The sequence below is a fragment of the Variovorax sp. VRV01 genome (assembly GCF_014852545.1).
GTDB lineage: Bacteria > Pseudomonadota > Gammaproteobacteria > Burkholderiales > Burkholderiaceae_C > Variovorax > Variovorax beijingensis_A.
This window is the reverse complement of record NZ_JACVBS010000003.1, coordinates 111,728-137,988: the sequence shown is the minus strand read 5'-3', so window position 1 is coordinate 137,988 and position 26,261 is coordinate 111,728. Positions and strand designations below refer to the sequence as shown.

At 66.9% G+C, this 26,261-nt stretch carries 33 protein-coding genes; 30 read left to right on the top strand and 3 right to left on the bottom strand.

The window, feature by feature from the left end; genetic code table 11:
- Positions 1-55 precede the first annotated feature (55 nt).
- The 18 genes from IB278_RS06955 to IB278_RS06870 all read left to right on the top strand — a co-directional run bounded on the left by IB278_RS06955 (position 56) and on the right by IB278_RS06870 (position 14,310).
- Complete coding sequence (locus tag IB278_RS06955) at positions 56-916, top strand: ABC transporter ATP-binding protein (RefSeq protein WP_192323042.1); 861 nt, start codon at positions 56-58, stop codon at positions 914-916.
- Between the two features lie 82 nt (positions 917-998).
- Positions 999-1,781, top strand: a complete 783-nt coding sequence (gene mlaE, locus IB278_RS06950; RefSeq protein ID WP_145741031.1) for a lipid asymmetry maintenance ABC transporter permease subunit MlaE — start codon at positions 999-1,001, stop codon at positions 1,779-1,781.
- Between the two features lie 38 nt (positions 1,782-1,819).
- On the top strand, positions 1,820-2,311 hold the full coding sequence (gene mlaD, locus IB278_RS06945; protein ID WP_012746305.1) for an outer membrane lipid asymmetry maintenance protein MlaD: 492 nt from the start codon (positions 1,820-1,822) through the stop codon (positions 2,309-2,311).
- Positions 2,308-3,054: a VacJ family lipoprotein gene (locus tag IB278_RS06940; protein ID WP_192323041.1), complete on the top strand. Its 747-nt coding sequence runs from the start codon at positions 2,308-2,310 to the stop codon at positions 3,052-3,054. The genes mlaD and IB278_RS06940 overlap by 4 nt, the downstream gene beginning before the upstream one ends.
- Positions 3,055-3,237: 183 nt before the next feature.
- Positions 3,238-3,897 carry a phospholipid-binding protein MlaC gene (locus IB278_RS06935; protein WP_145741035.1) on the top strand — a complete coding sequence of 220 codons (660 nt, stop codon included), beginning with the start codon at positions 3,238-3,240 and terminating at the stop codon, positions 3,895-3,897.
- A 4-nt stretch (positions 3,898-3,901) separates the two neighbouring features.
- On the top strand, positions 3,902-4,174 hold the full coding sequence (locus tag IB278_RS06930) for a lipid asymmetry maintenance protein MlaB (RefSeq protein ID WP_124957423.1): 273 nt from the start codon (positions 3,902-3,904) through the stop codon (positions 4,172-4,174).
- Between the two features lie 87 nt (positions 4,175-4,261).
- Complete coding sequence (locus IB278_RS06925) at positions 4,262-5,209, top strand: ABC transporter ATP-binding protein (protein ID WP_124957422.1); 948 nt, start codon at positions 4,262-4,264, stop codon at positions 5,207-5,209.
- 5 nt (positions 5,210-5,214) lie between these two features.
- Positions 5,215-5,970, top strand: coding sequence for an ABC transporter permease (locus IB278_RS06920; protein WP_145741997.1), 756 nt, complete (start codon positions 5,215-5,217; stop codon positions 5,968-5,970).
- Positions 5,971-5,989: 19 nt separating this feature from the next.
- On the top strand, positions 5,990-6,232 hold the full coding sequence (locus IB278_RS06915; RefSeq protein WP_012746311.1) for a BolA family protein: 243 nt from the start codon (positions 5,990-5,992) through the stop codon (positions 6,230-6,232).
- Positions 6,233-6,269: 37 nt separating this feature from the next.
- Positions 6,270-7,559: a UDP-N-acetylglucosamine 1-carboxyvinyltransferase gene (murA, locus tag IB278_RS06910; protein WP_145741036.1), complete on the top strand. Its 1,290-nt coding sequence runs from the start codon at positions 6,270-6,272 to the stop codon at positions 7,557-7,559.
- Positions 7,556-8,197, top strand: coding sequence for an ATP phosphoribosyltransferase (gene hisG, locus IB278_RS06905; RefSeq protein WP_021005882.1), 642 nt, complete (start codon positions 7,556-7,558; stop codon positions 8,195-8,197). The genes murA and hisG overlap by 4 nt, the downstream gene beginning before the upstream one ends.
- Before the next feature lie 14 nt (positions 8,198-8,211).
- Complete coding sequence (gene hisD / locus IB278_RS06900) at positions 8,212-9,534, top strand: histidinol dehydrogenase (RefSeq protein WP_192323040.1); 1,323 nt, start codon at positions 8,212-8,214, stop codon at positions 9,532-9,534.
- Positions 9,535-9,566: 32 nt separating this feature from the next.
- Positions 9,567-9,938 carry a hypothetical protein gene (locus IB278_RS06895; protein ID WP_145741040.1) on the top strand — a complete coding sequence of 124 codons (372 nt, stop codon included), beginning with the start codon at positions 9,567-9,569 and terminating at the stop codon, positions 9,936-9,938.
- Positions 9,935-11,026, top strand: a complete 1,092-nt coding sequence (gene hisC / locus IB278_RS06890) for a histidinol-phosphate transaminase (protein ID WP_192323039.1) — start codon at positions 9,935-9,937, stop codon at positions 11,024-11,026. Before IB278_RS06895 ends, hisC begins: the two co-directional genes overlap by 4 nt.
- Positions 11,023-11,631 (top strand): imidazoleglycerol-phosphate dehydratase HisB, encoded by a 609-nt coding sequence (gene hisB, locus IB278_RS06885; protein WP_145741043.1) that lies wholly within the window; start codon positions 11,023-11,025, stop codon positions 11,629-11,631. The genes hisC and hisB overlap by 4 nt, the downstream gene beginning before the upstream one ends.
- A gap of 19 nt (positions 11,632-11,650) precedes the next feature.
- Positions 11,651-12,307 (top strand): imidazole glycerol phosphate synthase subunit HisH, encoded by a 657-nt coding sequence (gene hisH, locus IB278_RS06880; protein ID WP_192323038.1) that lies wholly within the window; start codon positions 11,651-11,653, stop codon positions 12,305-12,307.
- 63 nt (positions 12,308-12,370) lie between these two features.
- Positions 12,371-13,114 (top strand): 1-(5-phosphoribosyl)-5-[(5-phosphoribosylamino)methylideneamino]imidazole-4-carboxamide isomerase, encoded by a 744-nt coding sequence (gene hisA / locus IB278_RS06875; protein ID WP_012746319.1) that lies wholly within the window; start codon positions 12,371-12,373, stop codon positions 13,112-13,114.
- A gap of 23 nt (positions 13,115-13,137) precedes the next feature.
- Positions 13,138-14,310 carry an AAA family ATPase gene (locus IB278_RS06870; RefSeq protein WP_192323037.1) on the top strand — a complete coding sequence of 391 codons (1,173 nt, stop codon included), beginning with the start codon at positions 13,138-13,140 and terminating at the stop codon, positions 14,308-14,310.
- Positions 14,311-14,322: 12 nt separating this feature from the next.
- On the opposite strand, the gene IB278_RS06865 is transcribed toward IB278_RS06870, so the two are convergent.
- Positions 14,323-15,243, bottom strand: coding sequence for an amino acid ABC transporter substrate-binding protein (locus IB278_RS06865; protein WP_145741066.1), 921 nt, complete (start codon positions 15,241-15,243; stop codon positions 14,323-14,325).
- Positions 15,244-15,251: 8 nt separating this feature from the next.
- A complete protein-coding gene (locus IB278_RS06860) occupies positions 15,252-16,559 on the bottom strand; it encodes a dicarboxylate/amino acid:cation symporter (protein WP_145741068.1) in 1,308 nt (435 codons plus the stop codon).
- A gap of 187 nt (positions 16,560-16,746) precedes the next feature.
- Here IB278_RS06860 and IB278_RS06855 point away from each other — a divergent pair, with 187 nt between their 5' ends.
- The 9 genes from IB278_RS06855 to tatC all read left to right on the top strand — a co-directional run bounded on the left by IB278_RS06855 (position 16,747) and on the right by tatC (position 21,623).
- Positions 16,747-17,583 (top strand): D-hexose-6-phosphate mutarotase, encoded by an 837-nt coding sequence (locus tag IB278_RS06855; RefSeq protein WP_192323036.1) that lies wholly within the window; start codon positions 16,747-16,749, stop codon positions 17,581-17,583.
- A 21-nt stretch (positions 17,584-17,604) separates the two neighbouring features.
- Positions 17,605-18,384 (top strand): imidazole glycerol phosphate synthase subunit HisF, encoded by a 780-nt coding sequence (gene hisF / locus IB278_RS06850; RefSeq protein WP_145741072.1) that lies wholly within the window; start codon positions 17,605-17,607, stop codon positions 18,382-18,384.
- A gap of 31 nt (positions 18,385-18,415) precedes the next feature.
- On the top strand, positions 18,416-18,814 hold the full coding sequence (hisI, locus tag IB278_RS06845; RefSeq protein ID WP_192323189.1) for a phosphoribosyl-AMP cyclohydrolase: 399 nt from the start codon (positions 18,416-18,418) through the stop codon (positions 18,812-18,814).
- Positions 18,811-19,191, top strand: coding sequence for a phosphoribosyl-ATP diphosphatase (locus tag IB278_RS06840; protein ID WP_012746326.1), 381 nt, complete (start codon positions 18,811-18,813; stop codon positions 19,189-19,191). Before hisI ends, IB278_RS06840 begins: the two co-directional genes overlap by 4 nt.
- Before the next feature lie 13 nt (positions 19,192-19,204).
- A complete protein-coding gene (locus IB278_RS06835; RefSeq protein ID WP_192323035.1) occupies positions 19,205-19,594 on the top strand; it encodes a DUF4870 family protein in 390 nt (129 codons plus the stop codon).
- Positions 19,584-19,943: a histidine triad nucleotide-binding protein gene (locus tag IB278_RS06830; protein WP_145741077.1), complete on the top strand. Its 360-nt coding sequence runs from the start codon at positions 19,584-19,586 to the stop codon at positions 19,941-19,943. The genes IB278_RS06835 and IB278_RS06830 overlap by 11 nt, the downstream gene beginning before the upstream one ends.
- A 65-nt stretch (positions 19,944-20,008) precedes the next feature.
- The gene (gene tatA, locus IB278_RS06825; protein ID WP_012746329.1) at positions 20,009-20,257 is read left to right on the top strand and encodes a Sec-independent protein translocase subunit TatA; all 249 of its coding nucleotides are present in this window, start codon (positions 20,009-20,011) and stop codon (positions 20,255-20,257) included.
- A gap of 13 nt (positions 20,258-20,270) precedes the next feature.
- Positions 20,271-20,729 (top strand): Sec-independent protein translocase protein TatB, encoded by a 459-nt coding sequence (tatB, locus tag IB278_RS06820; protein ID WP_124957405.1) that lies wholly within the window; start codon positions 20,271-20,273, stop codon positions 20,727-20,729.
- Between the two features lie 78 nt (positions 20,730-20,807).
- Positions 20,808-21,623, top strand: a complete 816-nt coding sequence (gene tatC / locus IB278_RS06815; protein WP_145741079.1) for a twin-arginine translocase subunit TatC — start codon at positions 20,808-20,810, stop codon at positions 21,621-21,623.
- Between the two features lie 4 nt (positions 21,624-21,627).
- Here the strand turns inward: tatC and IB278_RS06810 are convergent, their stop codons facing one another.
- Positions 21,628-22,788 carry a S1C family serine protease gene (locus IB278_RS06810; RefSeq protein ID WP_145741081.1) on the bottom strand — a complete coding sequence of 387 codons (1,161 nt, stop codon included), beginning with the start codon at positions 22,786-22,788 and terminating at the stop codon, positions 21,628-21,630.
- Between the two features lie 288 nt (positions 22,789-23,076).
- Here IB278_RS06810 and IB278_RS06805 point away from each other — a divergent pair, with 288 nt between their 5' ends.
- From IB278_RS06805 to pdxA, 3 genes are read left to right on the top strand one after another with little or no spacing between them, the layout of a single operon-like run.
- Positions 23,077-24,420 carry an MFS transporter gene (locus IB278_RS06805; protein WP_192323034.1) on the top strand — a complete coding sequence of 448 codons (1,344 nt, stop codon included), beginning with the start codon at positions 23,077-23,079 and terminating at the stop codon, positions 24,418-24,420.
- Entirely contained in the window at positions 24,417-25,190 is a 774-nt protein-coding gene (locus IB278_RS06800; RefSeq protein WP_192323033.1) for a Nif3-like dinuclear metal center hexameric protein, read from the top strand. Before IB278_RS06805 ends, IB278_RS06800 begins: the two co-directional genes overlap by 4 nt.
- Positions 25,187-26,245: a 4-hydroxythreonine-4-phosphate dehydrogenase PdxA gene (gene pdxA, locus IB278_RS06795; protein WP_192323032.1), complete on the top strand. Its 1,059-nt coding sequence runs from the start codon at positions 25,187-25,189 to the stop codon at positions 26,243-26,245. The genes IB278_RS06800 and pdxA overlap by 4 nt, the downstream gene beginning before the upstream one ends.
- The last annotated feature ends 16 nt before the right edge of the window (positions 26,246-26,261 follow it).

The window sequence follows — 26,261 nt, the reverse complement described above, 5'->3', positions numbered from 1 at the left end:
AGTTTTGCGGGGCCGGCCACGGCCCCGCTATCATTCGCGGAAACCGCATGCCGGGATGCCTGAGAAGGTGCCCGGCTTTTTTATTGAGATGGAATCAGCCGCACCACCGCCACACCCCTTTGTCGAATTCCGCGACGTTTCGTTCGGCTACGGCGCACGGGCGATCCTCGGCGGTGTGTCGTTTGCCGTGCCGCGCGGCAAGGTGACGGCGCTGATGGGCGCCTCGGGCGGCGGCAAGACCACCGTGCTGCGGCTCATCGGCGGCCAGCAGCGGGCGCAGCGCGGCGAGGTGCTTTTCGACGGCCAGGACGTCGGCAGGTTCGATGCCGCCGGGCTGTACAAGGCGCGGCGCCGCATGGGCATGCTGTTCCAGTTCGGTGCCCTGTTCACCGACATGAGCGTGTTCGACAACGTCGCGTTTCCGCTGCGCGAGCACACGCAGCTCTCGGAAGCGCTGGTGCGCGACATCGTGCTCATGAAGCTCGACGCGGTGGGCTTGCGCGGCGCGCGCGACCTGATGCCCAGCGAGGTGTCCGGCGGCATGGCGCGGCGCGTGGCCCTCGCGCGCGCCATTGCGCTCGATCCCGACCTCGTGATGTACGACGAACCCTTTGCCGGCCTCGACCCGATTTCCCTCGGCACGGCCGCGCGGCTGATCCGCCAGCTCAACGACACGCTGGGGCTGACCAGCATCGTCGTGTCGCACGATCTCGAGGAAACCTTCCGCATCGCCGACCACGTGATCATCCTGGCCAACGGCGGCATCGCTGCCCAGGGCACGCCTGCAGCGGTGCGCGAGAGCGCCGATCCATTGGTGCATCAGTTCGTCAATGCACTGCCCGACGGGCCGGTGCACTTTCACTACCCCGTCGTCGGCATCGAGGAAGATTTCGGCAATGGAGGAGGGCAGGCATGAGCGCAGCGATGGGCCGCCCCGAGCAAGCGAAGGCCCCCTCGGGGGGCAGCGAGGACACGAAGTGCCGAGCGTGGGGGCAGCCATGAGCTGGTGGAACCCCGCCGACATCGGCTTTGCCGTGCGCAGCAAGCTGGCCGACCTGGGCTACGGCGCCAAGCTGTTCCTGCGCCTGCTGGTGCGGGGGGCACGAAGCTTGCAGCGCTTCGGCCTGGTGCGCGACCAGATCCATTTCCTGGGCAACTACTCGCTGGCCATCATTGCGGTGTCGGGGCTCTTCGTCGGCTTCGTGCTGGGCCTGCAGATGTACTACGCGCTGCAGCGCTACGGCTCGTCCGAGGCGCTCGGACTTTTGGTGGCACTGAGCCTGGTGCGCGAGCTCGGGCCGGTGGTGGCGGCCCTGCTGTTCACGGGGCGTGCCGGTACTTCGCTCACCGCGGAGATCGGCCTCATGAAGGCCGGCGAGCAGCTCAGCGCCATGGAGATGATGGCGGTCGACCCGGTGCAGCGCATTCTTGCGCCGCGTTTCTGGGCCGGCGTGATCACGATGCCGCTGCTGGCGGCCGTGTTCAGCGCGGTCGGCATCATGGGCGGCTACGTGGTGGGCGTGCTGATGCTGGGTGTCGACCCGGGCGCGTTCTGGGGCCAGATGCAGGGCGGCGTCGACGTCTGGCGCGACGTGGGCAACGGCGTGATCAAGAGCATCGTGTTCGGTTTCACCGTGACCTTCATCGCGCTGCTGCAGGGCTACGAGGCCCAGCCAACGCCCGAAGGCGTGTCGCGCGCGACGACGCGCACGGTGGTGATGGCGTCGCTCTCGGTGCTCGGGCTCGACTTCCTGCTCACGGCCATGATGTTCAGTATTTGAAGGAGCTCCGGCTCCAATCGTTCTAGAGAGTGCAAACCATGCAACGTTCCAACAACGACATCTGGGTCGGCCTGTTCGTGCTGATCGGCGGCGCGGCGCTGCTGTTCCTCGCGCTGCAGTCGGCCAACCTGCTGAGCCTGAATTTCCAGAAGACCTACAACGTCACCGCGCGTTTCGACAACATCGGCGGCCTCAAGCCGCAAACGGCGGTCAAGAGCGCCGGCGTGGTGGTCGGCCGCGTGGAATCCATCTCGTTCGACGACAAGTCTTTTCAGGCCAGCGTCACACTGGCATTGCAAAACCGTTACAGTTTTCCCAAGGACAGCTCGCTCAAGATCCTGACCAGTGGCCTGCTCGGCGAGCAGTACATCGGAATCGAGGCGGGCGCCGAGGAGAAGAACCTGCAAGCCGGCGACACCGTCACCTCGACCCAGTCGGCCGTGGTGCTGGAAAACCTGATCAGCCAGTTCCTCTACAGCAAGGCGGCCGAAGGAAACACTTCGACGCCGGGAACAGCCAACAAGAAATGAAAACAAGCTTTTTTTCGTCCTTTGCTATCAATAAAATAGCGAAATACGCCCGCTGGGCGGGTGCAGCCGCCGCTTTTTCGCTCATCGCGGGATGCGCAACCGGCCCCGGGGCCAATCCGGCCGACCCTTTCGAGCCCATGAACCGAGGCATCACCCGCTTCAACGACACGGTCGACGAGGCCGTGCTCGTGCCCGTGGCCACCGCCTACCAGCGCGTGCTGCCTTCCATGGTGCGCACCGGCGTGGGCAATTTCTTCGGCAACCTGGGCGACGTCTGGAGCTTCGTCAACAGCGTGGCCCAGCTCAAGCTGCAGAACAGTGCCGAGACCTTCATGCGGGTCAACGTCAACACCCTGTTCGGTCTTGGCGGCCTTCTCGACATTGCCACCGAGGCGGGCATCGACCGCCACGACGAGGATTTCGGACAGACGCTGGGCCGCTGGGGCGTGGGCGCCGGACCGTACGTGGTGCTGCCGGTGTTCGGCCCGTCGACCCTGCGCGATACGGCCGCATTGCCGGTGGACCGCGCCGGCAGCGTGCTCGGCAACATGAACGACGTGGCCTGGCGCAATTCGCTGTCTTTCCTAGAGGCTGTCGATACCCGGGCGAAGTACCTGCGCGCCGGCCGTTTGCTCGACGATGCGGCGCTCGACAAGTACACCTTCACGCGCGACGCCTTCCTGCAGCATCGCCGCAACGACGTCTACGACGGCAATCCGCCTGACGACGAAGGCGGAAAATAAAATACAAAAAGGCGCGGAAGAGGGGCTTTTCGCAGCCGGACAAGTGGTTTTCCCGCTTGCATCCGGTTTCAAGGCTTCACCTGCGCTTCAGGAACCCGGTCGGCCGGGAACCTGTCGAATACGTTCTTTGCAGGAGGCGCGGCCTTCGCCCGCCTGCAGATTTTCAAACTCGAAGGGATTGTCATGAACAACAAGATCTTGAAACGGCGCGGCTTCGGCCGCCTGGTGCTGGCCAGCGCCTTGCTCTTCGGTGCCGCGACGGCTTTTGTGCGTCCGGCGCAGGCCGCCGACGAAGCGCCTGACGCGCTGGTGAAGCGTTTGTCGACCGACGTGCTCGAAACCATCAAGGCCGACACCTCCATCAAGGCGGGCGACATCAACAAGATCATGGTGCTGGTCGACAGCAAGATCATGCCCAACGTCAACTTCCAGCGCATGACGGCCTCCGCCGTCGGCCCGGCATGGCGCCAGGCCACGCCCGAGCAGCAGAAGAAGCTGCAGGAAGAATTCAAGACCCTGCTGGTGCGCACCTATGCCGGCGCGCTCGACCAGGTGAGCGACCAGACGGTCACGGTGCGCCCGTTCCGCGGGTCGCCTGAAGATACCGAGGTGCTGGTTCGCACCGAGGTCAAGGGCCGCGGCGATCCGGTGCAGCTCGACTACCGGCTCGAGAAAACGCCCGGCCAGGGTGGCGGCTGGAAGGTCTACAACCTCAATGTGCTGGGCGTCTGGCTGGTCGACACCTACCGCACCCAGTTCTCGCAGGAAATCAACGCCCGCGGCATCGACGGCCTGATTGCAGCGCTGGCGGCGCGCAACAAGGGCAACAACGGCAAGAGCTGAGGCCATGCTGGTCCTGCCCTCCAAACTCACCCACGATGAAGCCCCGGCCTGCATGCGCATGCTGCAGCAGGGGCTGACGGGGCAGACCGACACATCCACGGTGGTGGACGCCAGCGCGCTCGCGCAGTTCGATTCCTCGGCCTTGGCGGTGCTGCTGGAGTGCCGCCGCGAGTCGAGCGCGCTCGGCCGGGGCTTCGCGGTCAAGGGGCTTTCGCCGCGGCTGCGCGAACTGGCTGCGCTCTACGGCATCGCGGGGCTTCTACCGGCGGCGCCCTGACCGCAGGCGGCCCGGCAGCGGCCGCGTCAGGGCATCCGGCCGCCGCCAAGCGGCCTGCGGGGCGGGCCCGTAAAATCGCCGGCTCCCATGCCCGCGATCTCATTCCAATCGGTCTCCAAGACCTACCCTCCCTCCAGACAGCAGCGGGCCCAAGGCAAGCAGGGGCTGCGCGCCGTCGACGAGGTCAGCTTCCAGATCGAGCCGGGCGAGTTCTTCGGCCTGCTCGGGCCCAATGGCGCGGGCAAGACCACGCTCATCAGCATGCTGGCCGGCCTGTCCCGTCCCACGGCCGGCGCCATCAGCGTCCATGGCTTCGACGTGCAGCGCGACTATGCCGAGGCCCGGCGCCAGCTCGGCATCGTGCCGCAGGAGCTGGTGTTCGACCCCTTCTTCAACGTGCGCGAATCGCTGCGCATCCAGTCGGGCTACTTCGGCATCAAGAACAACGAGCCCTGGATCGACGAGCTGCTGCAAAGCCTGGGCCTGGCCGACAAGGCCACGGCCAACATGCGCCAGCTCTCGGGCGGCATGAAGCGCCGGGTGCTGGTGGCGCAGGCGCTGGTGCACAAGCCGCCCGTGATCGTGCTGGACGAGCCTACCGCCGGGGTCGACGTCGAATTGCGCCAGACGCTCTGGCAGTTCGTCGCCAGGCTCAACAAAGAGGGCAGCACCGTGCTGCTGACCACCCACTACCTCGAAGAGGCCGAGGCGCTGTGCAGCCGCATCGCGATGCTCAAGCTCGGCAAGGTGATCGCCCTGGACCGCACCAGCGAGCTCTTGAAGTCGGCCGCCAGCAACGTGCTGCGCTTCAAGACCGACGCCATGCTGCCCTGGGCCATCGCGCAGCACGCGCGCATCACCGGGCGCATCGTGCAGCTGCCGGCGCAGAACGCCCATGAAGTCGAACAACTGCTGGCTGCGATCCGCGAAGCCGGCGTCGCAGTGGAAGACGTGGAAATGCGCAAGGCCGACCTGGAAGACGTGTTCATCGACCTGATGGCGGGCGAGCAGACGCCGTTGGAGGTTGCAAGATGATGGCGGTGACGGGTTGGCGCGCGCTGCTCTACAAGGAAACGCTGCGCTTCTGGAAGGTCGGCTTCCAGACCGTCGGCGCGCCGGTGCTCACCGCGCTGCTCTACCTGATGGTGTTCGGCCATGTGCTCGAAGACCATGTGAAGGTCTACGGCTCGGTCGGCTACACCGCCTTCCTGGTGCCGGGCCTCGTGATGATGAGCGTGCTCCAGAACGCCTTCGCCAACAGCTCGTCCTCGATCATCCAGAGCAAGATCATGGGCAACCTGGTGTTCGTGCTGCTCACGCCGCTGTCGCACTGGGGCTGGTTCTTTGCCTACGTGGGTTCGTCGGTAATCCGCGGATTGGCCGTGGGGCTCGGCGTGTTCGTGGTCACGATGTTCTTCGCGATGCCGAGCTTCGTTGCGCCCGTCTGGATTCTCGTTTTCGCGCTGCTGGGCTCCGCCATGCTCGGTACGCTGGGGCTCATCGCCGGGCTCTGGGCCGAGAAGTTCGACCAGATGGCGGTGTTCCAGAACTTCCTGATCATGCCCATGACCTTTCTCTCGGGCGTGTTCTATTCGATCGGCTCGCTGCCGCCGTTCTGGCAGGGCGTGAGCCACCTGAACCCGTTCTTCTACATGATCGACGGCTTCCGCTACGGCTTCTTCGGCGTGAGCGACGCCTCGCCCTGGCTCAGCCTGGGCATCGTCGGCGCGGCCTGGCTGGTGGTGAGCGCCATTGCCGTCCACCTGCTGCGCATCGGCTACAAAATCCGCGGTTGACCGCTTTTTCCAGATCCCCATGACCGCCGAACAACTCCAGGCCCTGATCCAGTCCCACCTTCCCTGCGAGCACATCACGCTCGAAGGCGACGGCCGGCATTGGTACGCCACCATCGTCTCGGCCGAATTCGAGGGCAAGCGCGCGATTCAGCGCCATCAGCGGGTCTACGCGACCCTGGGTGCGAAAATGCATACCGACGAGGTGCATGCGCTCTCGATGAAGACCTACACGCCGGCCGAATGGGCGGCGTTGGAAAAATAACTCTCCGGCCCCCGGGCCCTGATTCGCTGGAAATTCGATGGACAAACTTCTGATTCGCGGCGGGCGCCAGCTCCGCGGCGAGGTACTCATTTCCGGCGCCAAGAACGCAGCCTTGCCGGAACTGTGCGCCGCGCTCCTGACCGACCAGCCCGTGACGCTGCACAACGTGCCGCGCCTGCAGGACGTGTCGACCATGCTCAAGCTGGTGCGCAACATGGGCGTTTCGGCCGAGCGCGACGACAACGGCACGGTACGGCTCGATGCGGGCGACCTCAGCAACCCCGAGGCGCCCTACGAACTGGTGAAGACCATGCGCGCCTCCGTGCTGGCGCTGGGTCCGCTGCTCGCGCGCTTCGGCCATGCCAAGGTGTCGCTGCCCGGCGGCTGCGCCATCGGGTCGCGGCCGGTCGACCAGCACATCAAGGGCCTGCAGGCGATGGGCGCCGAGATCGTGGTCGAGCACGGCTACATGATCGCCAGCCTGCCGGCCGGGCGCACCCGCCTGAAGGGCGCGCGCATCCTGACCGACATGGTCACCGTCACCGGCACCGAGAACTTCCTCATGGCGGCGGCGCTCGCCGAGGGCGAAACGCTGCTCGAAAACGCCGCGCAGGAGCCCGAGATCGTCGACCTGGCCGAAATGCTGATCCGCATGGGCGCGAAGATCGAGGGCCACGGCACCAGCCACATCCGCATCCAGGGCGTGGAGAGGCTGCACGGCTGCGAGCACGCCGTGGTGGCCGACCGCATCGAGGCCGGCACCTTCCTGTGCGCCGTTGCGGCCACGGGCGGCGACGTGTTCCTGCGCCATGCACGGGCCGACCACATGGACGCGGTGATCGACAAGCTGCGCGACGCCGGCTGCACCGTCGCGGCGCAAGAAGGCGGCGTGCGCATCAGCTCCAGCGCGCCGGCCTGCGAGCACCTCAAGGCGCAGAGCTTCAGCACCACCGAATACCCGGGCTTCCCGACCGACATGCAGGCCCAGTTCATGGCCCTGAACGTGATCGCGCGCGGCGCCTCGATGGTCACCGAGACCATCTTCGAGAACCGCTTCATGCACGTGAACGAGATGGTGCGCCTGGGCGCGACGATCCACGTCGAGGGCAAGGTGGCGATGGTCGAGGGCGTGCAGCAGCTCTCGGGCGCCACCGTGATGGCGACCGACCTGCGCGCCTCGGCCAGCCTGGTGATCGCCGGCCTGGTGGCCGAGGGCGAGACGCTGGTCGACCGCATCTACCACCTGGACCGCGGCTACGACCGCATGGAAGCCAAGCTGCGCGGCCTGGGCGCCGACATCGAACGCATTTCGGGAGCCGCCGCATGATCACCCTGGCGCTCTCGAAAGGCCGCATCTTCGAAGAGACGATGCCGCTGTTGGCCGCGGCCGGCATCGAGGTCACCGAAGACCCCGAAAAATCGCGCAAGCTGATCCTGGCCACCACCCGGCCCGATGTGCGCGTGGTGCTGGTGCGCGCCTCCGACGTGCCCACCTACGTGCAGTATGGCGGCGCCGACCTCGGCGTGACCGGTCTGGACGTGCTGCTCGAAAACGGCAACCAGGGCATGTACCAGCCGCTGGACCTGCGCATCGCGGCCTGCCGCCTCAGCGTGGCAGTGCGGGCCGACTACGACTACGCCTCGGCCGTGAAGCAGGGCTCGCGCCTTCGGGTCGCCACCAAGTACGTGGGCCTGGCGCGCGACTTCTTCGCCACCAAGGGCGTGCACGTCGACCTGATCAAGCTCTACGGCAGCATGGAGCTCGCACCGCTCACCGGCCTGGCCGACGCCATCGTCGACCTGGTCTCGACCGGCAGCACGCTCAAGGCCAACCACCTGGTCGAGGTCGAGCGCATCATGGACATCAGCGCGCGCCTCGTGGTCAACCAGGCCGCGCTCAAGCTCAAGCGCGAGCCGATCCGCCGCATCATCGACGCCTTCGCGTCGGCCATTCCTTCCGCCTGAACCCTTCCGCCCCAATGACCTCGAAAGCAGCCCCCCTTCGCCTGTCCACGGCTTCAGCCGGCTTCGACGCTGAATTCAAGGCGCGGCTGCATTGGTCCGCGGATGCCGACGCGGCCATCGAGAAGGTGGTGGCCGACATCCTGGCCGACGTGCAGAAGCGCGGCGATGAGGCGGTGCTCGCATACACGAACCGTTTCGACAAGCTGGACGCGAAGACGCTGCCCGAACTGGAACTGACGCAAGCCGAATTGAAGGCCGCATTCGAGGCGCTGCCCGCGGCGCAGCGCGATGCGCTCGAAGCCGCCGCGCGCAGGGTGCGCAGCTATCACGAGGCCCAGAAGAAGGCCAGCGGTGAGAGCTGGAGCTACCGCGACGCCGACGGCACGCTGCTGGGCCAGAAAGTCACGCCGCTCGACCGGGTGGGCATCTACGTGCCGGGCGGCAAGGCCGCCTATCCGTCGAGCGTGCTGATGAATGCCATTCCGGCGCACGTGGCGGGCGTGGGCGAGATCATCATGGTCGTGCCGACTCCAAAGGGGGAGAAGAACCAGCTCGTGCTCGCTGCCGCCTACGTGGCCGGCGTGACGCGCGGCTTCACCATCGGCGGCGCGCAGGCCGTGGCCGCCTTGGCCTACGGCACCGCCACCATTCCCGCGGTCGACAAGATCACCGGCCCCGGCAATGCCTACGTGGCCGCCGCCAAGCGCCGCGTGTTCGGCACCGTGGGCATCGACATGATCGCGGGCCCGAGTGAAATCCTCGTGCTGGCCGACGGCAGCACGCCGCCCGACTGGGTGGCGATGGACCTGTTCAGCCAAGCCGAGCACGACGAGCTCGCGCAGAGCATCCTGCTGTGCCCCGATGCCGCGTACATCGACCGCGTGCAGGCCGAAATCGACCGCCTGCTGCCCGGCATGCCGCGCGCCGAGATCATCGCCGCTTCGCTCAACGGCCGCGGCGCGCTCATCCACACCAGGAGCATGGAAGAGGCCTGCGAGATCAGCAACCGCATCGCCCCGGAGCACCTGGAGGTGAGCAGCCGCGAGCCGCAGCGCTGGGAGCCGCTGCTGCGCCACGCCGGCGCGATCTTCCTCGGCGCCTTCACCAGCGAGAGCCTGGGCGACTACTGCGCGGGCCCCAACCACGTGCTGCCCACGAGCGGCACGGCGCGCTTCTCGAGCCCGCTGGGCGTGTACGACTTCCAGAAGCGCTCGAGCCTCATCGAAGTGAGCGAAGCCGGCGCGCAGGTGCTCGGCCCTATCGCCGTCACGCTGGCCGAAGGCGAAGGCCTGCAGGCGCACGCCGAGGCGGCGCGCATGCGGCTGCGCAGGATCTGAAGCCCGCCCGCCGCCGGCAGGAGCAAAGCAAGATGGCGCGACGCCGTTCCTTTCATCGTTCGCGCGCGGCGGCATGGCTGCTGGCGCTCGCGGCGGCGGGCTCGGCGCACGCCATGAGCATCCGCGAACTGCGCACGCTCGAAGCGAGCGAGAAGGACGGCAAGGCCTACGCGAGCTACTACCTCGTCGGCGTGCTCGAAGGCCTGCGCGAAGGGGTGGAAGCCTCGCAGCGCAACGGCCAGAAGCCGATCTTCTGCATCGAGGGCCGGCGCCTGGAGCCTTCGATGGCACGCTCCCTCTATCAAACCGAGCTGACCCGCAACGCCGACAGCTACGAAGCCGACATGCCGGTCCAACTGGTCATGGCCGGCGCCCTCCGAAACAGCTACCGCTGCACCCGATGACATCTTCTTCCCCCGCCGCCCGCCCGATCGACCGCATCCGCTCCGACGTGCAGTCCATGCACGCCTATGCAGTGCAGGACGCACGTGGCTTCGTCAAGCTCGACGCCATGGAAAACCCGTTCGGCCTGCCGTCCGCGCTGCAGGCCGAGCTTGGCGCGCGGCTCGGCGCGCTGGCGCTCAACCGCTATCCGGGCGAGCGCGGGGCCGACCTGCAGCGCGCACTGGCCGCGCACGCACAGATGCCCGAGGGCTTTTCGCTGATGCTGGGCAATGGCTCCGACGAACTGATCTCGCTGCTCGCCATCGCCTGCGACGTGCCTGGCGCCGCGGTGCTCGCGCCCGTTCCGGGCTTCGTGATGTACGCCATGAGCGCGAAGCTGCAGGGCCTGCGCTTCGTCGGCGTGCCGCTCACGGCCGATTTCGAGCTCGACGAGGCGGCCATGCTGTCGGCCATTGCGCGCGAGAAGCCGGCCATCGTGTACCTGGCGTATCCGAACAATCCCACCGCCAACCTCTGGGACGATGCTGCCATCGAGAAGATCGTGCAGGCCCAGGGCGAGCAGGGCGGCCTGGTGGTGATCGACGAGGCCTACCAGCCCTTTGCGGCCCGGAGCTACATCGACCGCCTCGCGCGGCATGGCCACGTGCTGCTGATGCGCACGCTCAGCAAGTTCGGCCTGGCCGGCATCCGCCTCGGCTACCTCATGGGCCCGGCCGCGCTGGTCGCCCAGATCGACAAGGTGCGCCCGCCCTACAACATCAGCGTGCTCAATTGCGAATGCGCACTGTTCGCGCTCGAGCACGCCGAGGTGTTCGAGGCCCAGGCGCGGCAGATCCGCGACGAGCGCCACCGCCTCATGATGGGGCTGGGCCGGCTTGCGGGCGTGAAGGCCTGGCCGAGCGACGCCAACATGATCCTCGTGCGCGTGCCCGATGCCGCCAAGGCCTTCGAGGGCATGAAGGCGCGCGGGATTCTTGTGAAGAACGTTTCTAAAATGCACGAACTGCTCGCAAACTGCCTGCGCCTCACCGTCGGAACGGCCGACGAGAATGCGCGGATGCTCGCGGCACTCGAAGCCTCACTATGACCACCCCCCAGACCGCCGATCGCACCGCATCGGTCACCCGCAACACCGCCGAGACGAAGATCACCGTCAGCGTCAACCTGGACGGCACCGGCAAGGCCAGGCTCTCCACGGGCATCGGCTTCTTCGACCACATGCTCGACCAGATCGCCCGCCATGGCCTGATCGACCTCGAGATCGACTGCCAGGGCGACCTGCACATCGACGGCCATCACACGGTGGAAGACGTGGGCATCACGCTGGGCCAGGCGGTGGCCAAGGCCGTGGGCGACAAGAAGGGCATCCGCCGCTACGGCCACGCCTATGTGCCGCTCGACGAGGCGCTGAGCCGCGTGGTCATCGACTTCTCGGGCCGCCCCGGCCTGGCGATGCACGTGCCGTTCACGAGCGGCATGATCGGCACCTTCGACAGCCAGCTCACCTACGAGTTCTTCCAGGGCTTCGTCAACCACGCCTTCGTCACGCTGCACATCGACAACCTCAAGGGCGTCAATGCGCACCACCAGTGCGAGACCGTGTTCAAGGCCTTTGCGCGCGCGATGCGCGGTGCGCTCGAACTCGATCCGCGCTCCGTCGGCGTCATTCCATCGACCAAGGGTTCGCTCTGAACATCCCCGTCGCCAAGCTATGAAATCTGTAGCAAATACCGTCGCCGTGGTCGACTACGGCATGGGCAACCTGCGCTCCGTCTCGCAGGCCGTGCAGCATGCGGCCGACCAGGTGGGCGTGCAGGTCTTCGTCACCTCCGACCCCGAGGTGGTGCGCAAGGCCACGCGCGTGGTGCTGCCGGGGCAGGGCGCCATGCCCGACTGCATGCGCGAACTGCACGACTCCGGCCTGCAGGAGTCGGTGCTCGAAGCGGCCGCGAGCAAGCCGCTCTTCGGCGTGTGCGTGGGCATGCAGATGCTGCTGTCGCGCAGCGACGAGGGCCCGACCGACGGGCTTGGCCTGATTCCGGGCGAGGTCGTCAAGTTCGACCTGGCCGGCCGGCTGCAGCCCGACGGCAGCCGCTTCAAGGTGCCGCAGATGGGCTGGAACCAGGTGCGCCAGGCCCGGCCGCACCCCGTGTGGGCGGGCGTTCCGGACATGAGCTACTTCTATTTCGTGCACAGCTTCTATGCGCGGCCGGCCGACATCCGGCACAGCGTGGGCGAGGCCGATTACGGCGCATGCTTTACCGCTGCCGTCGCACGCGATAACATTTTTGCCACCCAGTTCCACCCGGAGAAGAGTGCGGACCACGGGTTGCAGCTCTACCGAAATTTCCTCCACTGGAATCCCTGACCTTATATTCCCGCCCGGGCCGAACCTTCCTCAGCCCGGATTCCGCACACTCGCGTCACTTCCATGCTCCTCATTCCCGCCATTGATCTCAAAGACGGCCACTGCGTTCGCCTCAAGCAGGGCGACATGGACCAGTCCACCATCTTCAGCGAAGACCCCGCCGCCATGGCCCGCAAGTGGGTCGAAGCCGGCGCGCGGCGGCTGCACCTGGTCGACCTGAATGGCGCCTTTGCCGGCAAGCCGCAGAACCACGCGGCCATCAAGGCGATCCTGCGCGAGGTGGGCGACGACATTCCGGTGCAGCTGGGCGGCGGCATCCGCGACCTGGACACCATCGAGCGCTACATCGACGACGGCCTGCGCTACGTGATCATCGGCACCGCCGCGGTCAAGAACCCCGGCTTCCTGAAGGACGCCTGCGTGGCCTTCGGCGGCCACATCATCGTGGGGCTCGACGCCAAGGACGGCAAGGTGGCCACCGACGGCTGGAGCAAGCTCACGGGCCACGAGGTGGCCGACCTGGGCAAGAAGTTCGAGGACTACGGCGTCGAGTCGATCATCTATACCGACATCGGCCGCGACGGCATGCTCTCGGGCATCAACATCGATGCCACCGTGAAGCTCGCGCAGGCCTTGACCATCCCGGTGATCGCCTCGGGCGGCCTGTCGAACATGGCCGACATCGACCAGCTCTGCGCGGTCGAGTCCGAAGGCGTCGAAGGCGTGATCTGCGGCCGGGCCATCTATTCGGGCGACCTCGATTTCGCCGCCGCGCAAGCCCGCGCGGACGAACTCGCCGGCGCCTGAGGCGCTTCCTTCCGTAGCGCGGCGTGCTCTCCGCGCTTGCCATTGCCAACTACCGCTCGTTGCGCCAGCTGACGGTGCCGCTCGGGCGGCTCACGCTGGTGACCGGGCCCAACGGCAGCGGCAAATCGAGCGTCTACCGCGCGATGCGGCTTCTGGCGGACATTGCCAACGGCGGCGTGATCCGGTCGCTGGTGCGCGAGGGCGGCCTCTCTTCCACCCTGTGGGCCGGGCCCGAGCGCTTTTCGGCCGCCATGCTGCGCGGCGATGCGCCGGTGCAGGGCACTACCCGCAGCGAGCCGGTTGCGCTGAAGCTGGGCTTCGCCGGCACCGAGGCCGATGAATTCGGCTACGCCATCGACATCGGCCTGCCGCCGCCGATTCCGGCAACGGCCTTCTCGCGCGACCCCGAGATCAAGCACGAAGCCATCTGGCACGGCGCGTTGCTGCGGCCCGCGGCGCAGCTGGTCGACCGCAAGGGCGCGGCACTGCGCCTGCGCGAGGGCAAGGGCTGGCAGGCCATCGGCCGGCCCATTCCCGCCTTCGCCAGCATGATGACCGAGTACGCCGATCCGCAAGCCGCGCCCGAGATGCTCGCGCTGCGCGAGCAGATGCGCTCCTGGCGCTTCTACGACCACTTCCGCTCCGACGCCGATGCGCCCGCGCGCCAGCCGCAGCTCGGCACCCGCACGCCGGTGCTCGCCAACGACGGCGCCGACCTGGCCGCGGCGCTGCAGACCATCCGCGAGATCGGCGACGGCGAGGCGCTTGACCGCGCCGTGGACGATGCCTTTCCGGGCGCGCGCGTCGAGGTGCGCGCGATCGAAGACCGCTTCGAGACGCTGATGCACCAGCACGGCCTGTTGCGGCCGCTGACGGCGGCGGAGCTTTCGGACGGCACCTTGCGCTACCTGCTCTGGATTGCCGCGCTGCTGACACCGCGGCCGCCGGCGCTGCTGGTGCTCAACGAGCCCGAGACCAGCCTGCATCCCGACCTGCTGCCCGCGCTCGGCCGGCTGATCGCGCAGGCCGCGCGCGGGTCGCAAGTGATCGTGGTGTCGCATGCCGCGCGGCTGATCGCCGCCCTCGAGGACAGCGGCGAGCTGCAATCCGTGGCGCTCGAGAAGCGCTTCGGCGAAACCCGCATCGCCAATCTCGACATGAGCGAGATCCCGCATTGGGCGTGGCCGGCGCGCTGACCGCCCGGGTGGTTATTCCGCCTTCACCGCCATCGTCTGGATGATCGCCTGCAGCTGCGCGCTCATCGGCAGGTCGATGCTTTCCCCGGTGGGCAGCTTGCGCAGGAACCAGCGCTTGTACTGGCGCTCGATTTCGCCGTCCTGCGCCAGCACCTGGAAGGTGTCGTTGATCACCTTGCCCAATTGCGTATCGCCCTTGCGGTACATGATGCCGTAGGGATCGTAGGAGAGGTAGTCGCCGACCACTTCGTACTGGGCCTTGGCGGCTTCCCGCGCGATCAGGCCATAGAGCAGCACGTCGTCGGTGGCAAAGGCGTCGGCCTGGCCGCTTTTCACCAGCCCGAAGGAGTCGGCATGGTCCCGCGCCACCCGCAGGTCGATATCGAGCCTGAACTTCTGCGACAGCTCGCGCAGCGTCTTCTCGTTGGTGGTGCCCGCGGTGACGGCCACCCGCTTGCCCGCCAGGTCGCGGAACGACCTGATCGGCGAGCCCTTCTTCACCAGCACCTTGGTGCCAGAGACGAAGATGGTGGGCGAGAAGCTCACGCGCTTTTGCCGCTCGAGGTTGCTGGTGGTCGAGCCGCATTCGAGATCGACCGTGCCGCGCTCGACCGCATCCATGCGCGAATCGGAGGTCACCGGCACCCACTTGATCGCGAGGCTCTTGTTCACCGCCTCTTCAATGGCCGTGACCAATTCGCGGCAGAGCTCGATCGAATAGCCGACAGGCTCCTGGCGTGCATTGAGAAAGGAAAACGGCACCGATGACTCGCGGTAGCCGATGGCGATGGTGCCGCTCTCGCGCACCTTGGCGAGGGTGCCCGTCAAGGTCTCCGGGGCCTGCTGCTGCGCCCTGGCCGGGGTTGCCGCGCCAAGCGAAGCGGCCGCCAGCAGTCCGGCAAGAAGAAGCGACAGCGCGGCCTTGGCCTTCATGGCGAGCCTCATGCGTGGGCCGGATGAGCGAGGGTGGCTGCGGCTTCGGCGTCGAGTGCCTTGGCATTCACCGCCGCATCGCTCTCGGAGAGCAACTCGCCCTCCCACTTGGCGACCACGGCCGTGGCGATGGAGTTGCCCACCGCGTTGGTGGCCGAGCGCCCCATGTCCAGGAAAGTGTCGACGCCCAGGATCAGCAGCAGGCCGGCTTCCGGAATGTCGAAATGGTTGAGCGTGGCCGCAATCACCACCAGCGAGGCGCGCGGCACGCCGGCCATGCCCTTGGAGGTGAGCATCAGGATCAGCAGCATCGTGATCTGCGTGCTGATCGGCATGTGGATGTTGTAGGCCTGCGCGATGAAGAGCACCGCGAAGGTGCAGTACATCATCGAGCCGTCGAGGTTGAACGAATAGCCCATCGGCATCACGAAGCTCGAGATCTTGCGTCTCACGCCGAAACGGTCGAGCGCCTGCAGGATCTTCGGGTAGGCCGCTTCCGAACTCGCGGTGGCGAACGAAAGCAGGAAGGCTTCCTTGATGAGTGCCAGCAGCTTGAACACGCGCGGGCCCAGGAACGAAAAGCCCGCCAGAACCAGCACGCCCCACAGCACGAACAGGCCCAGGTAGAAGTCGCCCATGAAGACAGCGAACTTCAGCAGGATGCCCAGGCCGTTCGTCGCAACAGTGGCGGCCATGGCGGCCATGACGGCAAGGGGCGCCAGCTTCATCACGTAGCCTGTGATCTTGAGCATGGCGTGAGAGAGTTCGTCGATGGCGGCCACCAGCGTGCGGGCCTTGTCGCCGAGCGAAGCGAGCGCCACGCCGAAGAACATCGAGAACACCACGATCTGCAGGATCTCGTTGTTGGCCATGGCCTCGGCAAAGGACTTCGGCACCATGTGGCTCACGAAGTCCTTGAGCGTGAACTTCGCCGTCGCGAGGTTGGCCGAAGCGCCGATGTCCGGCAGCGGAAGGCCCAGGTTTTCGCCGGGCTTCAGCACATTGGCCATGACCAGGCCGATGACCAGCGAGATCAGCGAAGCGGTGAAGAACCATCCGAGCGACTTGCCGAACACGCGGCCCACCGACTTGGCGTCGCCCATGTGCGCGATGCCCACCACCAGCGTGGAGAACACCAGCGGGCCGATCAGCATCTTGATGAGGCGCAGAAACACGTCCGACACAATCGACACGTAGCCTGCGATCTGCGCTGCGGCCTTCTTGTCGGGAAAGCTCGTGAAGATCATGTAGCCGACAAGAATCCCGAGCACCATGGCGATCAGGATCCAGGCGGCGGCCGGCAGTTTTCTCTTCATGTGTGTCCCTTCGAGGTGTGTGTGGTTCTGGAGCGGGCGCGCATCGGCCGGCGCCCTGTTCTTGCGCGGCAGCGAAGGGTATCCAAGAAGGTCCCCTGCACGCAACCGGCCGGTGCGGCGGCAATGAAGTCTTAAGTGTCCAATGCCAATTCCGTGCCACGGAATCTCCGCTGCCTACAATTCTCCAATGGATATCAGCTCGATCGAGTTTCGCGGCCAGCCCGCGCTGCGTGCCGCCGGCGCCGATGGCAGCACCTTCACCGTGTCTTTGCACGGGGCGCAGCTGCTTTCCTGGACCACGGCCGATGGGACGGAAAGGCTCTACCTGAGCCCCCGCGCGGTGTTCGACGGTCAGGCGGCAATCCGCGGCGGCGTGCCCATTTGCTGCCCCCAATTCAACCAGCGCGGCATGTTGCCCAAGCATGGATTCATGCGCAATCTGCCTTGGGAAAACAGAGGCCTCGACGCCACATCGGGCGAACTAACCCTGCGGCTGCGCGACAGCGAGGCCACGCGCAAGCTCTGGCCGCACGCTTTCGAGGCGCGGCTGCAGATCGGCATGGCCGCGGGCCGGCTGCGCACCATGCTGACGCTGCTCAACACCGGCCATGGGCCGTTCAGCTTCGCCGCGGCGCTGCACACCTACCTGCGCGTCGGCGACATCGCGCAGGTGCGCCTCGAAGGCCTGCAGGGTGCCAACCGCTGGGATTCGCTGCGCGACGACCGCCATGTGGAAACGGCCCCGTCGTTGCATTTCGATGCCGAATTCGACAGCGTCTACGCCGCGCCCGCGAAGCCGCTGCGCCTGGTGCAGCCCGGCGGCACGCTCGAAATTGCGCAAAGCGCCAGCTGCAGCGAAACCGTGGTCTGGAACCCCGGTGCCGTGCTGGGTGCGAAACTCGCCGACATGCCCGAAGATGGCTACAGGCACATGCTCTGCGTGGAGGCCGCGCGCATTGACGAGCAGGTCATGCTCGTGCCCGGCGCCCAATGGCAGGGCTGGCAGCAGCTTCGCGTTCTCTGATTTCTTCCCTTACGACCGACCATGCTCGCAAAACGCATCATTCCCTGTCTCGACGTCACCGGCGGCCGCGTGGTCAAGGGCGTCAACTTTCTCGAACTGCGCGACGCCGGCGATCCGGTCGAGATTGCGGCGCGCTACAACGCGCAGGGTGCCGACGAACTCACCTTTCTCGACATCACGGCCACCAGCGACGGGCGCGACCTGATCCTGCCGATCATCGAGGCGGTGGCCTCGCAGGTCTTCATTCCATTGACGGTGGGCGGCGGCGTGCGCACCGTGGCCGACGTGCGCCGGCTGCTCAATGCGGGCGCCGACAAGACCAGCTTCAATTCGGCGGCCATTGCCGATCCGCAGGTGATCAACGACGCCTCCCAGAAGTACGGCTCGCAATGCATCGTCGTGGCCATCGATGCCAAGCGCCGCAGCCCCGAAGAAGCCGCCACGCGCGGCGCGGGCTGGGACGTGTACAGCCACGGCGGGCGCAAGAACACCGGCCTGGACGCCGTCGAATGGGCGACCGAGATGGTGCGCCGCGGCGCCGGCGAGATCCTGCTCACGAGCATGGACCGGGACGGCACCAGGAGCGGCTTCGATCTCGAACTCACCCGTGCGGTGAGCGACGCCGTCAATGTGCCGGTCATTGCCTCGGGCGGGGTGGGCAGCCTCGACGACCTGGCCGACGGCATCCAGGCCGGCGGGGCCGACGCGGTGCTGGCCGCCAGCATCTTCCACTACGGCGAGCACACCGTCGGCGAGGCGAAAGCCCGCATGGCCGCGCGGGGCATTCCCGTTCGGACCTGACCCGCTTCAGGGCCGCCCGGGCGGTGGGACAATACCCGCCATGAATTGGCTTGACGAAGTGAAATGGGACGCGAACGGGCTGGTGCCCGTGATCGCGCAGGAACAGGGCAGCAACGACGTGCTGATGTTCGCCTGGATGAACCGCGAGGCGCTCGAAAAGACCGCCGAGCTCGGGCGCGCCGTGTATTTCAGCCGCTCGCGCAACAAGCTCTGGTTCAAGGGCGAGGAATCGGGCCACGTGCAGACCGTGCACGAGATCCGCCTCGACTGCGACAACGACGTGGTGCTGCTCAAGGTCACCCAGCTCGGCCACGCGCCCGGCATTGCCTGCCACACCGGTCGCCACAGCTGCTTCTTCAGCAAATACGAGAAGGGCCAGTGGCACGTGGTCGAGCCGGTCTTGAAAGACCCGGAGTCGATCTACAAATGACAGCCACAGTGAACACCTCGGACGCCCTCGCACGCCTGGCCGCGGTCATCGAAAGCCGCCTGCCCGCGCGCGGCGGCGACCCCGACAAGAGCTACGTGGCGCGCCTGCTGCACAAGGGCCCCGATGCCTTTCTCAAGAAGATCGGCGAGGAAGCCACCGAGGTGGTCATGGCCGCCAAGGATGCCGACCATGGCGGCGACCGCACAAAAATAGTGAACGAAGTGGCCGACCTGTGGTTCCACACCATGGTGGCGCTGGCGCACTACGGTTTCTCGCCCGGCGAGGTGATCGCGGAGCTCGAGCGCCGCGAGGGCACCAGCGGCATCGAGGAAAAAGCCCTGCGCAAGGCGCAGGCCCGCGAGGCATCCAACGATTGAAAGGACGCGTCCCATGGCCAACGACATCGTGAACGTGGAGCCCGACGACTCGCTCAAGACCTGGGGCTGGGTCAGCTACATCCTGCACCTGATCGTGGCCATTGGCGCCGTCCTGCCGGGCGCGCAGGCCTCGGTGGCGCTGCTGCTGCTGGCGCTGCTGATCGATTTCATCAAGCGCGACGACGCGGCCGGCACCTGGCAGGCCACGCATTTCAGCTGGCGCATCCGCTCGGTGCTGTGGGCGGGCCTGCTGTACATCCTGACCTCGTGGCTCTGGCTGCTCTTTCTCGTGCCGGGCTGGATCGCCTGGAGCCTCATTTCGCTGTGGTTTCTCTACCGGATCGTGAAGGGCATGATCCGCATGAACGGCAGCCGTCCCATGGAACCCCAAGATGTCATCTGATCCGAACTGCGTCTTCTGCAAAATCATCGAAGGCAAGATTCCTTCGCGCAAGGTCTACGAGGACGACGAGCTGTTCGGCTTTCACGACATCTCCCCCTGGGCGCCGGTGCACTTCATGCTCGTGCCCAAGCGGCACATCGCCTCGATGGCGCAGCTCACCCCCGACGACGCCGCGCTGATGGGCCGGATCATGACGCTGGCACCCCGGCTCGCGCTGGAGCAGGGCTGCAGGCCCTATCCGGAGGGCGGCTACCGGGTCGTCGTCAACACCGGCGCCGAGGGCGGGCAGGAGGTCCACCATCTCCATGTCCACGTCATGGGCGGCCCCCGCCCGTGGCTGCGCGGCTGAATCCCATTAATCCGAACTGTCACATTCAGCCCGACTAAAATCGGACACATTCTTAGGAGTCTTCCATGGGTTCTTTTTCTATCTGGCACTGGCTGATCGTGCTGCTCGTCGTGGTCATGATCTTCGGCACCAAGAAGCTGCGGAACATGGGTTCCGACCTTGGTGGCGCCGTCAAGGGCTTCAAGGACGGCATGAAGGACGGCAGCACCACCGATGCACCCGCCGCTTCGTCGGCTCCTGCAGCGCAGGTGACCGGCCAGCCGGCCAACAGCGACAAGTCCACCATCGACGTCGAAGCGCGTCAGAAGTCCTGAGCGCAGGTCATAAGTGCTCGACCTCGGCATTGAGAAGCTGGCGCTGATCGGCGTCGTGGCTCTGATCGTCATCGGGCCGGAAAAACTGCCCCGGGTGGCGCGCACCGTCGGCACCCTGCTGGGCAAGGCGCAGCGCTATGTGAACGACGTCAAGGCTGAAGTCAACCGCTCGATGGAGCTGGACGAACTGCGCAAGATGAAGGGCACGGTGGAAGATGCCGCCCGGGACGTCGAGCAGAGCATCCACAGCGGCGCAAGCGAACTCGAGAAGCAGTTCTCCGGCTCGGGCGAAACGCTTTCGGCCCTGGCCGAACCCGAGCCCGCGGTGCCCGAATACAGGCATCCCCGCAAGAACTGGCGCCTGAAGCAGGGTGCCACGCCGCAGTGGTACAAGGCGCGCAACGGCGTGCGCACCAAGGCGCTCTCGGGGGCCGCGCGCGTCGCCCGCTTCCGTCCCCACAAGATCAACTAGCGGCTTTCCCACCAGCGCGTTCCTCGTGCGCCGCACGCCGGCCGAAGCCACGCTTTTCTTCTGCTTTTTCTCTTTCCAATGGCCGATTCCGACAACAAGAACAAAGACGCAGAAGACGAGCTGGCAGGCACCGAGCAACCGTTCGTGCAACATCTGGTCGAGCTGCGCGACCGGCTGCTCTACTGCGTCTACGGCCTGGCGGTCGCGGGCATCCTGCTGGCCATCTGGCCGGGCCCGGGCGGGCTGATCGACCTGATCGCGATGCCGATCCGCGCGCACATGCCGCCGGACGCCAAGCTCATCGCCATCGGCGTGTTCTCGCCGTTCTTCGTGCCGCTCAAGGTGCTCATGATGACGGCGGTGCTGCTGGCGCTGCCCTGGCTCATGTACCAGGCCTGGATGTTCATTGCGCCGGGCCTCTACAGCCATGAAAAGCGCTTTGCGCTGCCGCTGATCTTCTTCGGCAGCCTGCTGGCCTATGCGGGCATCGCCTTCGTGCAGTTCTTCGTGCTGGACAAGATGTTCAGCTTCATCCAGAAGTTCACGCCGGCCGCGGTGGCGGCCACGCCCGACATCTCCTCGTATGTCGAAGCCATCCTCTCGCTCTACATCGCGTTCGGCGTGGCCTTCCAGGTGCCGATCGTCGTGATGCTGCTGGTGCGCTTCGAGATGGTCACCATCGAGAAGCTCAAGTCCTTCCGCGGCTACTTCATCGTTGTGGCCTTCGTGGTGGCCGCGGTGCTCACGCCGCCGGACGTGGTGTCGCAGCTCGCGCTGGCGGTGCCGATGTGCCTGCTCTACGAGGTCGGCATCATCGGTGCGCGCTATTTCGCGAGTACCGGCAAGAAATCCGAAGAGGAAGAGAAAAGCGCCGATTCCTCGGCGTCTTCCTGACCGGTCATTCGGGCTGGTTCGGCACCTGCCGCATCGGGCTCTTGGGCCGCAGGCCCGGCGTCACGTCCAGTTCCATCTTGTCGGTGCCGCGCTGCAGCGCGAAGCGCGTGGTGCTGCCGGGCTTGAGGCCGGCCACGGCGGTCAGCAGGGCCTGCACGTTGTCGGTCTTCTTTTCGCCGACCGAGGTGATCACGTCGCCCGGACGGATGCCGGCCTTGGCCGCGGGGCCGTTCTGCAGCACGCCGGTGATGATGACGCCGGCATCGGCCTTCACGCCGAAGGTTTCGGCCAGTTCGGGCGAGAGTTCGTTCGGCTCGACGCCGATCCATCCGCGGCGCACCTGGCCGTCCTTCACGATGCCTTCGAGCACGATCTTCGCCATGGAAACGGGAATCGCGAAGCCGATGCCCATGCTGCCGCCCGAGCGCGAATAGATGGCGGTGTTGACGCCTTGCAGGTTGCCGTTCACGTCGATCAGCGCGCCGCCCGAATTGCCGGGGTTGATGGCCGCGTCGGTCTGGATGAAGTTCTCGAAGTTGTTGATGCCGAGCTGGTTGCGCCCCAGCGCCGAGACGATGCCGCTGGTGACCGTCTGCCCCACGCCGAAGGGATTGCCGATGGCCAGCACCTGGTCGCCCACCTGGAGCTCGTCGGAATTGCCCAGCACGATCGCGGGCAGCTTGTCCATCTCGATCTTGAGCACGGCAAGGTCGGTGTCCGGGTCGGTGCCGATCACCTTGGCACGCGTGTGGCGGCTGTCGTTGAGCGTGACCTCGATTTCGTCCGCGCCTTCGACCACGTGGTTGTTGGTGAGAATGTAGCCCTCGGCACTCACGATCACGCCGCTGCCCAGCCCGACCTGGGGCTGGTCGCCCTGGTCGCCGAAGAAAAAGCGGAACCACGGATCGTTGCTGCGGGGATGGCGCTGCGCGGCCTTGCTGGTGTTGATGCTCACGACAGCCGGCGAGGCTTTCTTTGCGGCCGCGCTCAGGCTGCCGGCCGCTGGCGCCGCGGGGACGCCCGCAGGTGCTTCGACGATCGACACCACGCCTCCCAGCGAGGTGGCGCGGCGGTTGATCCACTCGGGCTTGAGCGTGGCAACAACGAAATAGGCCGCCAAAAGGACGGTCACGGCTTGGGCAAAGAGCAGCCAGGTGCGTTTCATGAAGCTTGAGATAAAACGGGGGAACACGCCGTCCACGCGGCGCCAACGGGTCCATTGTCCCTCAACCCCCATCCGCCAGAAACCGCGCGCTGCGGTCGAGAATGACAAAGGTTCGGTGCGCCAATAAGGGATAACCCTTAGCATCGCACAGCGAGCCCACACGGCTCCGAGTTCCGGCCTTCCGCGCCGCCCACCCGGTGGGCGCGGCCTGGCGTTTCGCCGGCGCGCCGATTTTCCGCTTCCCATCCCTCGGCGGCCCGGCGCGCGGCAACGACCTCCCTGCCCGCAATGACTTCTCACGCAATCTCCCCGGACGGCACGCAGCCGGCGCCGGCGCGCGCGCTCGGCGCGCGCGACTACAAGACCCTGGCCCTGTCCGCGCTCGGCGGAACGCTGGAGTTCTACGACTTCGTCATCTACGTGTTCTTCGCCACCGTGCTGGGTGCGCTTTTCTTTCCCGCCGACATGCCCGACTGGCTGCGGCAGCTCCAGACTTTCGGCATCTTCGCCGCCGGCTACCTGGCCCGCCCGGTGGGCGGCATCGTCATCGCGCATTTCGGCGACCTGCTCGGCCGCAAGCGCATGTTCACGCTGTCGATCTTCCTGATGGCGGCGCCCACGCTGGTCATCGGCCTTCTGCCTACCTACGCGAGCATCGGCATCGCCGCACCCTTGCTGCTGCTGGCCATGCGCGTGCTGCAGGGCGCGGCGATCGGCGGCGAAATGCCCGGTGCCTGGGTGTTCATCGGCGAGCACGTGCCGGCGCGGCGCTACGGTTTTGGCATCGGCATGCTGACCTCGGGCATCACGGGCGGCATCCTGCTGGGCTCTCTCGTGGCCGTGGCCATCAACCGCCACTATTCGCCGGCGGAGGTGAGCGGTTTTGCCTGGCGCATTCCCTTCGTGCTGGGCGGCGTGTTCGGCCTCGTCTCGGTGTATCTGCGCCGTTTCCTGCACGAGACGCCGGTCTTCAAGGAGCTGGCAGACCGCAAGACCGTGGCGCGCGAGCTGCCGCTGCGCACCGTGCTGCGCGAGCACCGCGCGGCCAGTGTCTACGTGGCGCTGCTGACCTGGGTGCTGTCGGCCGCCATCGTGGTGGTGGTGCTGTACACGCCCACCTACCTGCAGAAGGTGCACCACATCCCGGCTGCGCTGGCGCTGGAAGCCAATGCACTCGCCACGCTGACGCTGACCATCGGCTGCATGCTGGTCGGCTGGGCCAGCGACCGCATCGGCACGCGCGCCGTGATGCTCGTCGGATGGGGCGGCCTGTTCGTGACGGCTTACCTTTTCTACACGGGGCTGCCCGGCACGCCGGCCACGCTGTTCTGGCACTACGGCCTGGTGGGATTGTTCGTGGGCACCATCGCCACCGTGCCGATTGCCGGCGTGCGCGCGTTTCCGGCGCCGGTGCGCTTCACGGGGCTTTCGTTCGCCTACAACATGTCGTATGCCGTGTTCGGCGGACTGACGCCCGTGATCCTCACGCTCTGGCTGCAGCACGACACCATGGCGCCGGCGCATTACGTCGCCGTGCTGGCCGGGCTGGGTTTCGTGCTGGCCCTGTGGCCATTGGCGGCGCGCGGCCATGCGATGCGCGACGGCATCGGGAGCGCGACAATGGCGCGATGAGCACCACTCGCCATGAATTGCTGCATGCCTTCGACCTGCTCCTTGCGCCGTCGCGCTTCAAGGACTACGGACCCAATGGCCTGCAGGTCGAGGGCCGCACCGTGGTGCGGAAGATCGTCTCCGGCGTGACGGCGAGCCGCGCGCTCATCGAGGCCGCCATCCATGCCGAGGCCGACGCCATCTTCGTGCACCACGGCCTGTTCTGGCGCGGCCAGGACGGTTGCGTCACCGGCTGGATGAAGCAGCGCCTGGGCCTGCTGCTGGGCGACGACGTCAACCTCTTCGCCTACCACCTGCCGCTCGATGCGCATCCGGAGCTTGGCAACAACGCGCAGCTCGGCCTGCAGCTCGGCTTGCTCGCCCATGCGGGCGCGACGGGACGCTTCGGCGAGCAGGAGCTGGGCTTCCTCGGCGCGCGCAACAACGGGGAAGCCTTTGCCAGCGCCAAGGAACTGGCCGCGCATGCGGAGAAGGTGCTGCAGCGGCCCGTCACCCTGGTGGACACGGCGCACCGTCCGATCAAGAACATCGCCTGGTGCACGGGCGGCGCCCAGGGCTACTTCGAGGCGGCCATTGCGGCCGGGGCCGATGCCTTCATCACCGGCGAGATCTCCGAACCCCAGGCCCACTACGCCCGGGAGATGGGCGTCGCCTTCCTGGCCTGCGGCCACCATGCCACCGAGCGCTATGGCGCGCAGGCGGTGGCCGGCCACGTGGCGGCCCAGCTCGGGCTGAAGCACGAGTTCATCGACATCGACAATCCGGCATGAGCGGCCAGGCTCCCCTCGCTCCCGTCGCCATCACGCTGGGCGATCCCGCGGGCATCGGCCCGGAAATCATCGCCAAGGCCTTCCGCCAGGCGCCCGACGCCACGCGCGGTGCTTTCGTGGCCGGCGACGTGGCCGCGATGCGCCGGGCATCGCAGGCGCTGGCGTCGCCGGGGCAACCCGCCTGGCCGGTGGCGCAGATCGAGCGCATTGCCGAAGCGGCCGAGATGCCGCCGGGCTGCATTCCGGTGCTGCAGGTGGTGGCGGCGCCGGCGCAAGACATCGTGCCGGGACGGATCGGCGCCGAAGCCGGCCGCGTGGCTGGCAACTGCGTGGTCTGGGCTGCACGCGCCGCATTGCGGGGCGAGATTGCCGCCATCGTCACGGCGCCGCTGCACAAGGAAGCACTGGCCGCGGCCGGGTTTCCCTATCCCGGCCACACCGAACTGCTGCAGGCCGAAGCCGCCGCGCACGCGGGCGTCGCGGTGGACGGCATGCCGGTGCGCATGATGCTGGCCAACGACGAGTTGCGCACCGTGCTGGTGAGCATCCACATGTCGCTGCGCGACGCCATCACGGCCGTGAGCTTCGGCAGCGTGCTGGAGACGCTGCGCATCACCCACCGCGCCTTGCAGCGCATGCTCGGGCGGGCGCCGCGCATCGGCGTGGCCGGCCTCAATCCGCATGCGGGCGAGGGCGGACTGTTCGGCTCCGAAGAGTGCGACATCATTGCACCGGCCATTGGAGCCGCCCAGGCCGAGGGCATCGACGCCCACGGGCCTTATGCGCCCGACACCGTCTTCATGCGCGCGCGCGCCAGGCCCGGAGTGCCGGGAAGCGGCGAGTTCGACGTGGTGATTGCGATGTACCACGACCAGGGCCTGATCCCGGTCAAGTACCTTGGCGTGGAGAAGGGCGTGAACGTGACGCTAGGCCTGCCGCTGGTGCGCACCAGCCCCGACCACGGCACCGCATTCGATATTGCGGGCACCGGCCGGGCCGATGCGTCGAGCCTCATCGAGGCGCTGCGCATGGCCAGAACCCTGGTGGGCGCCTGATTAGGAAGGCGCGCGG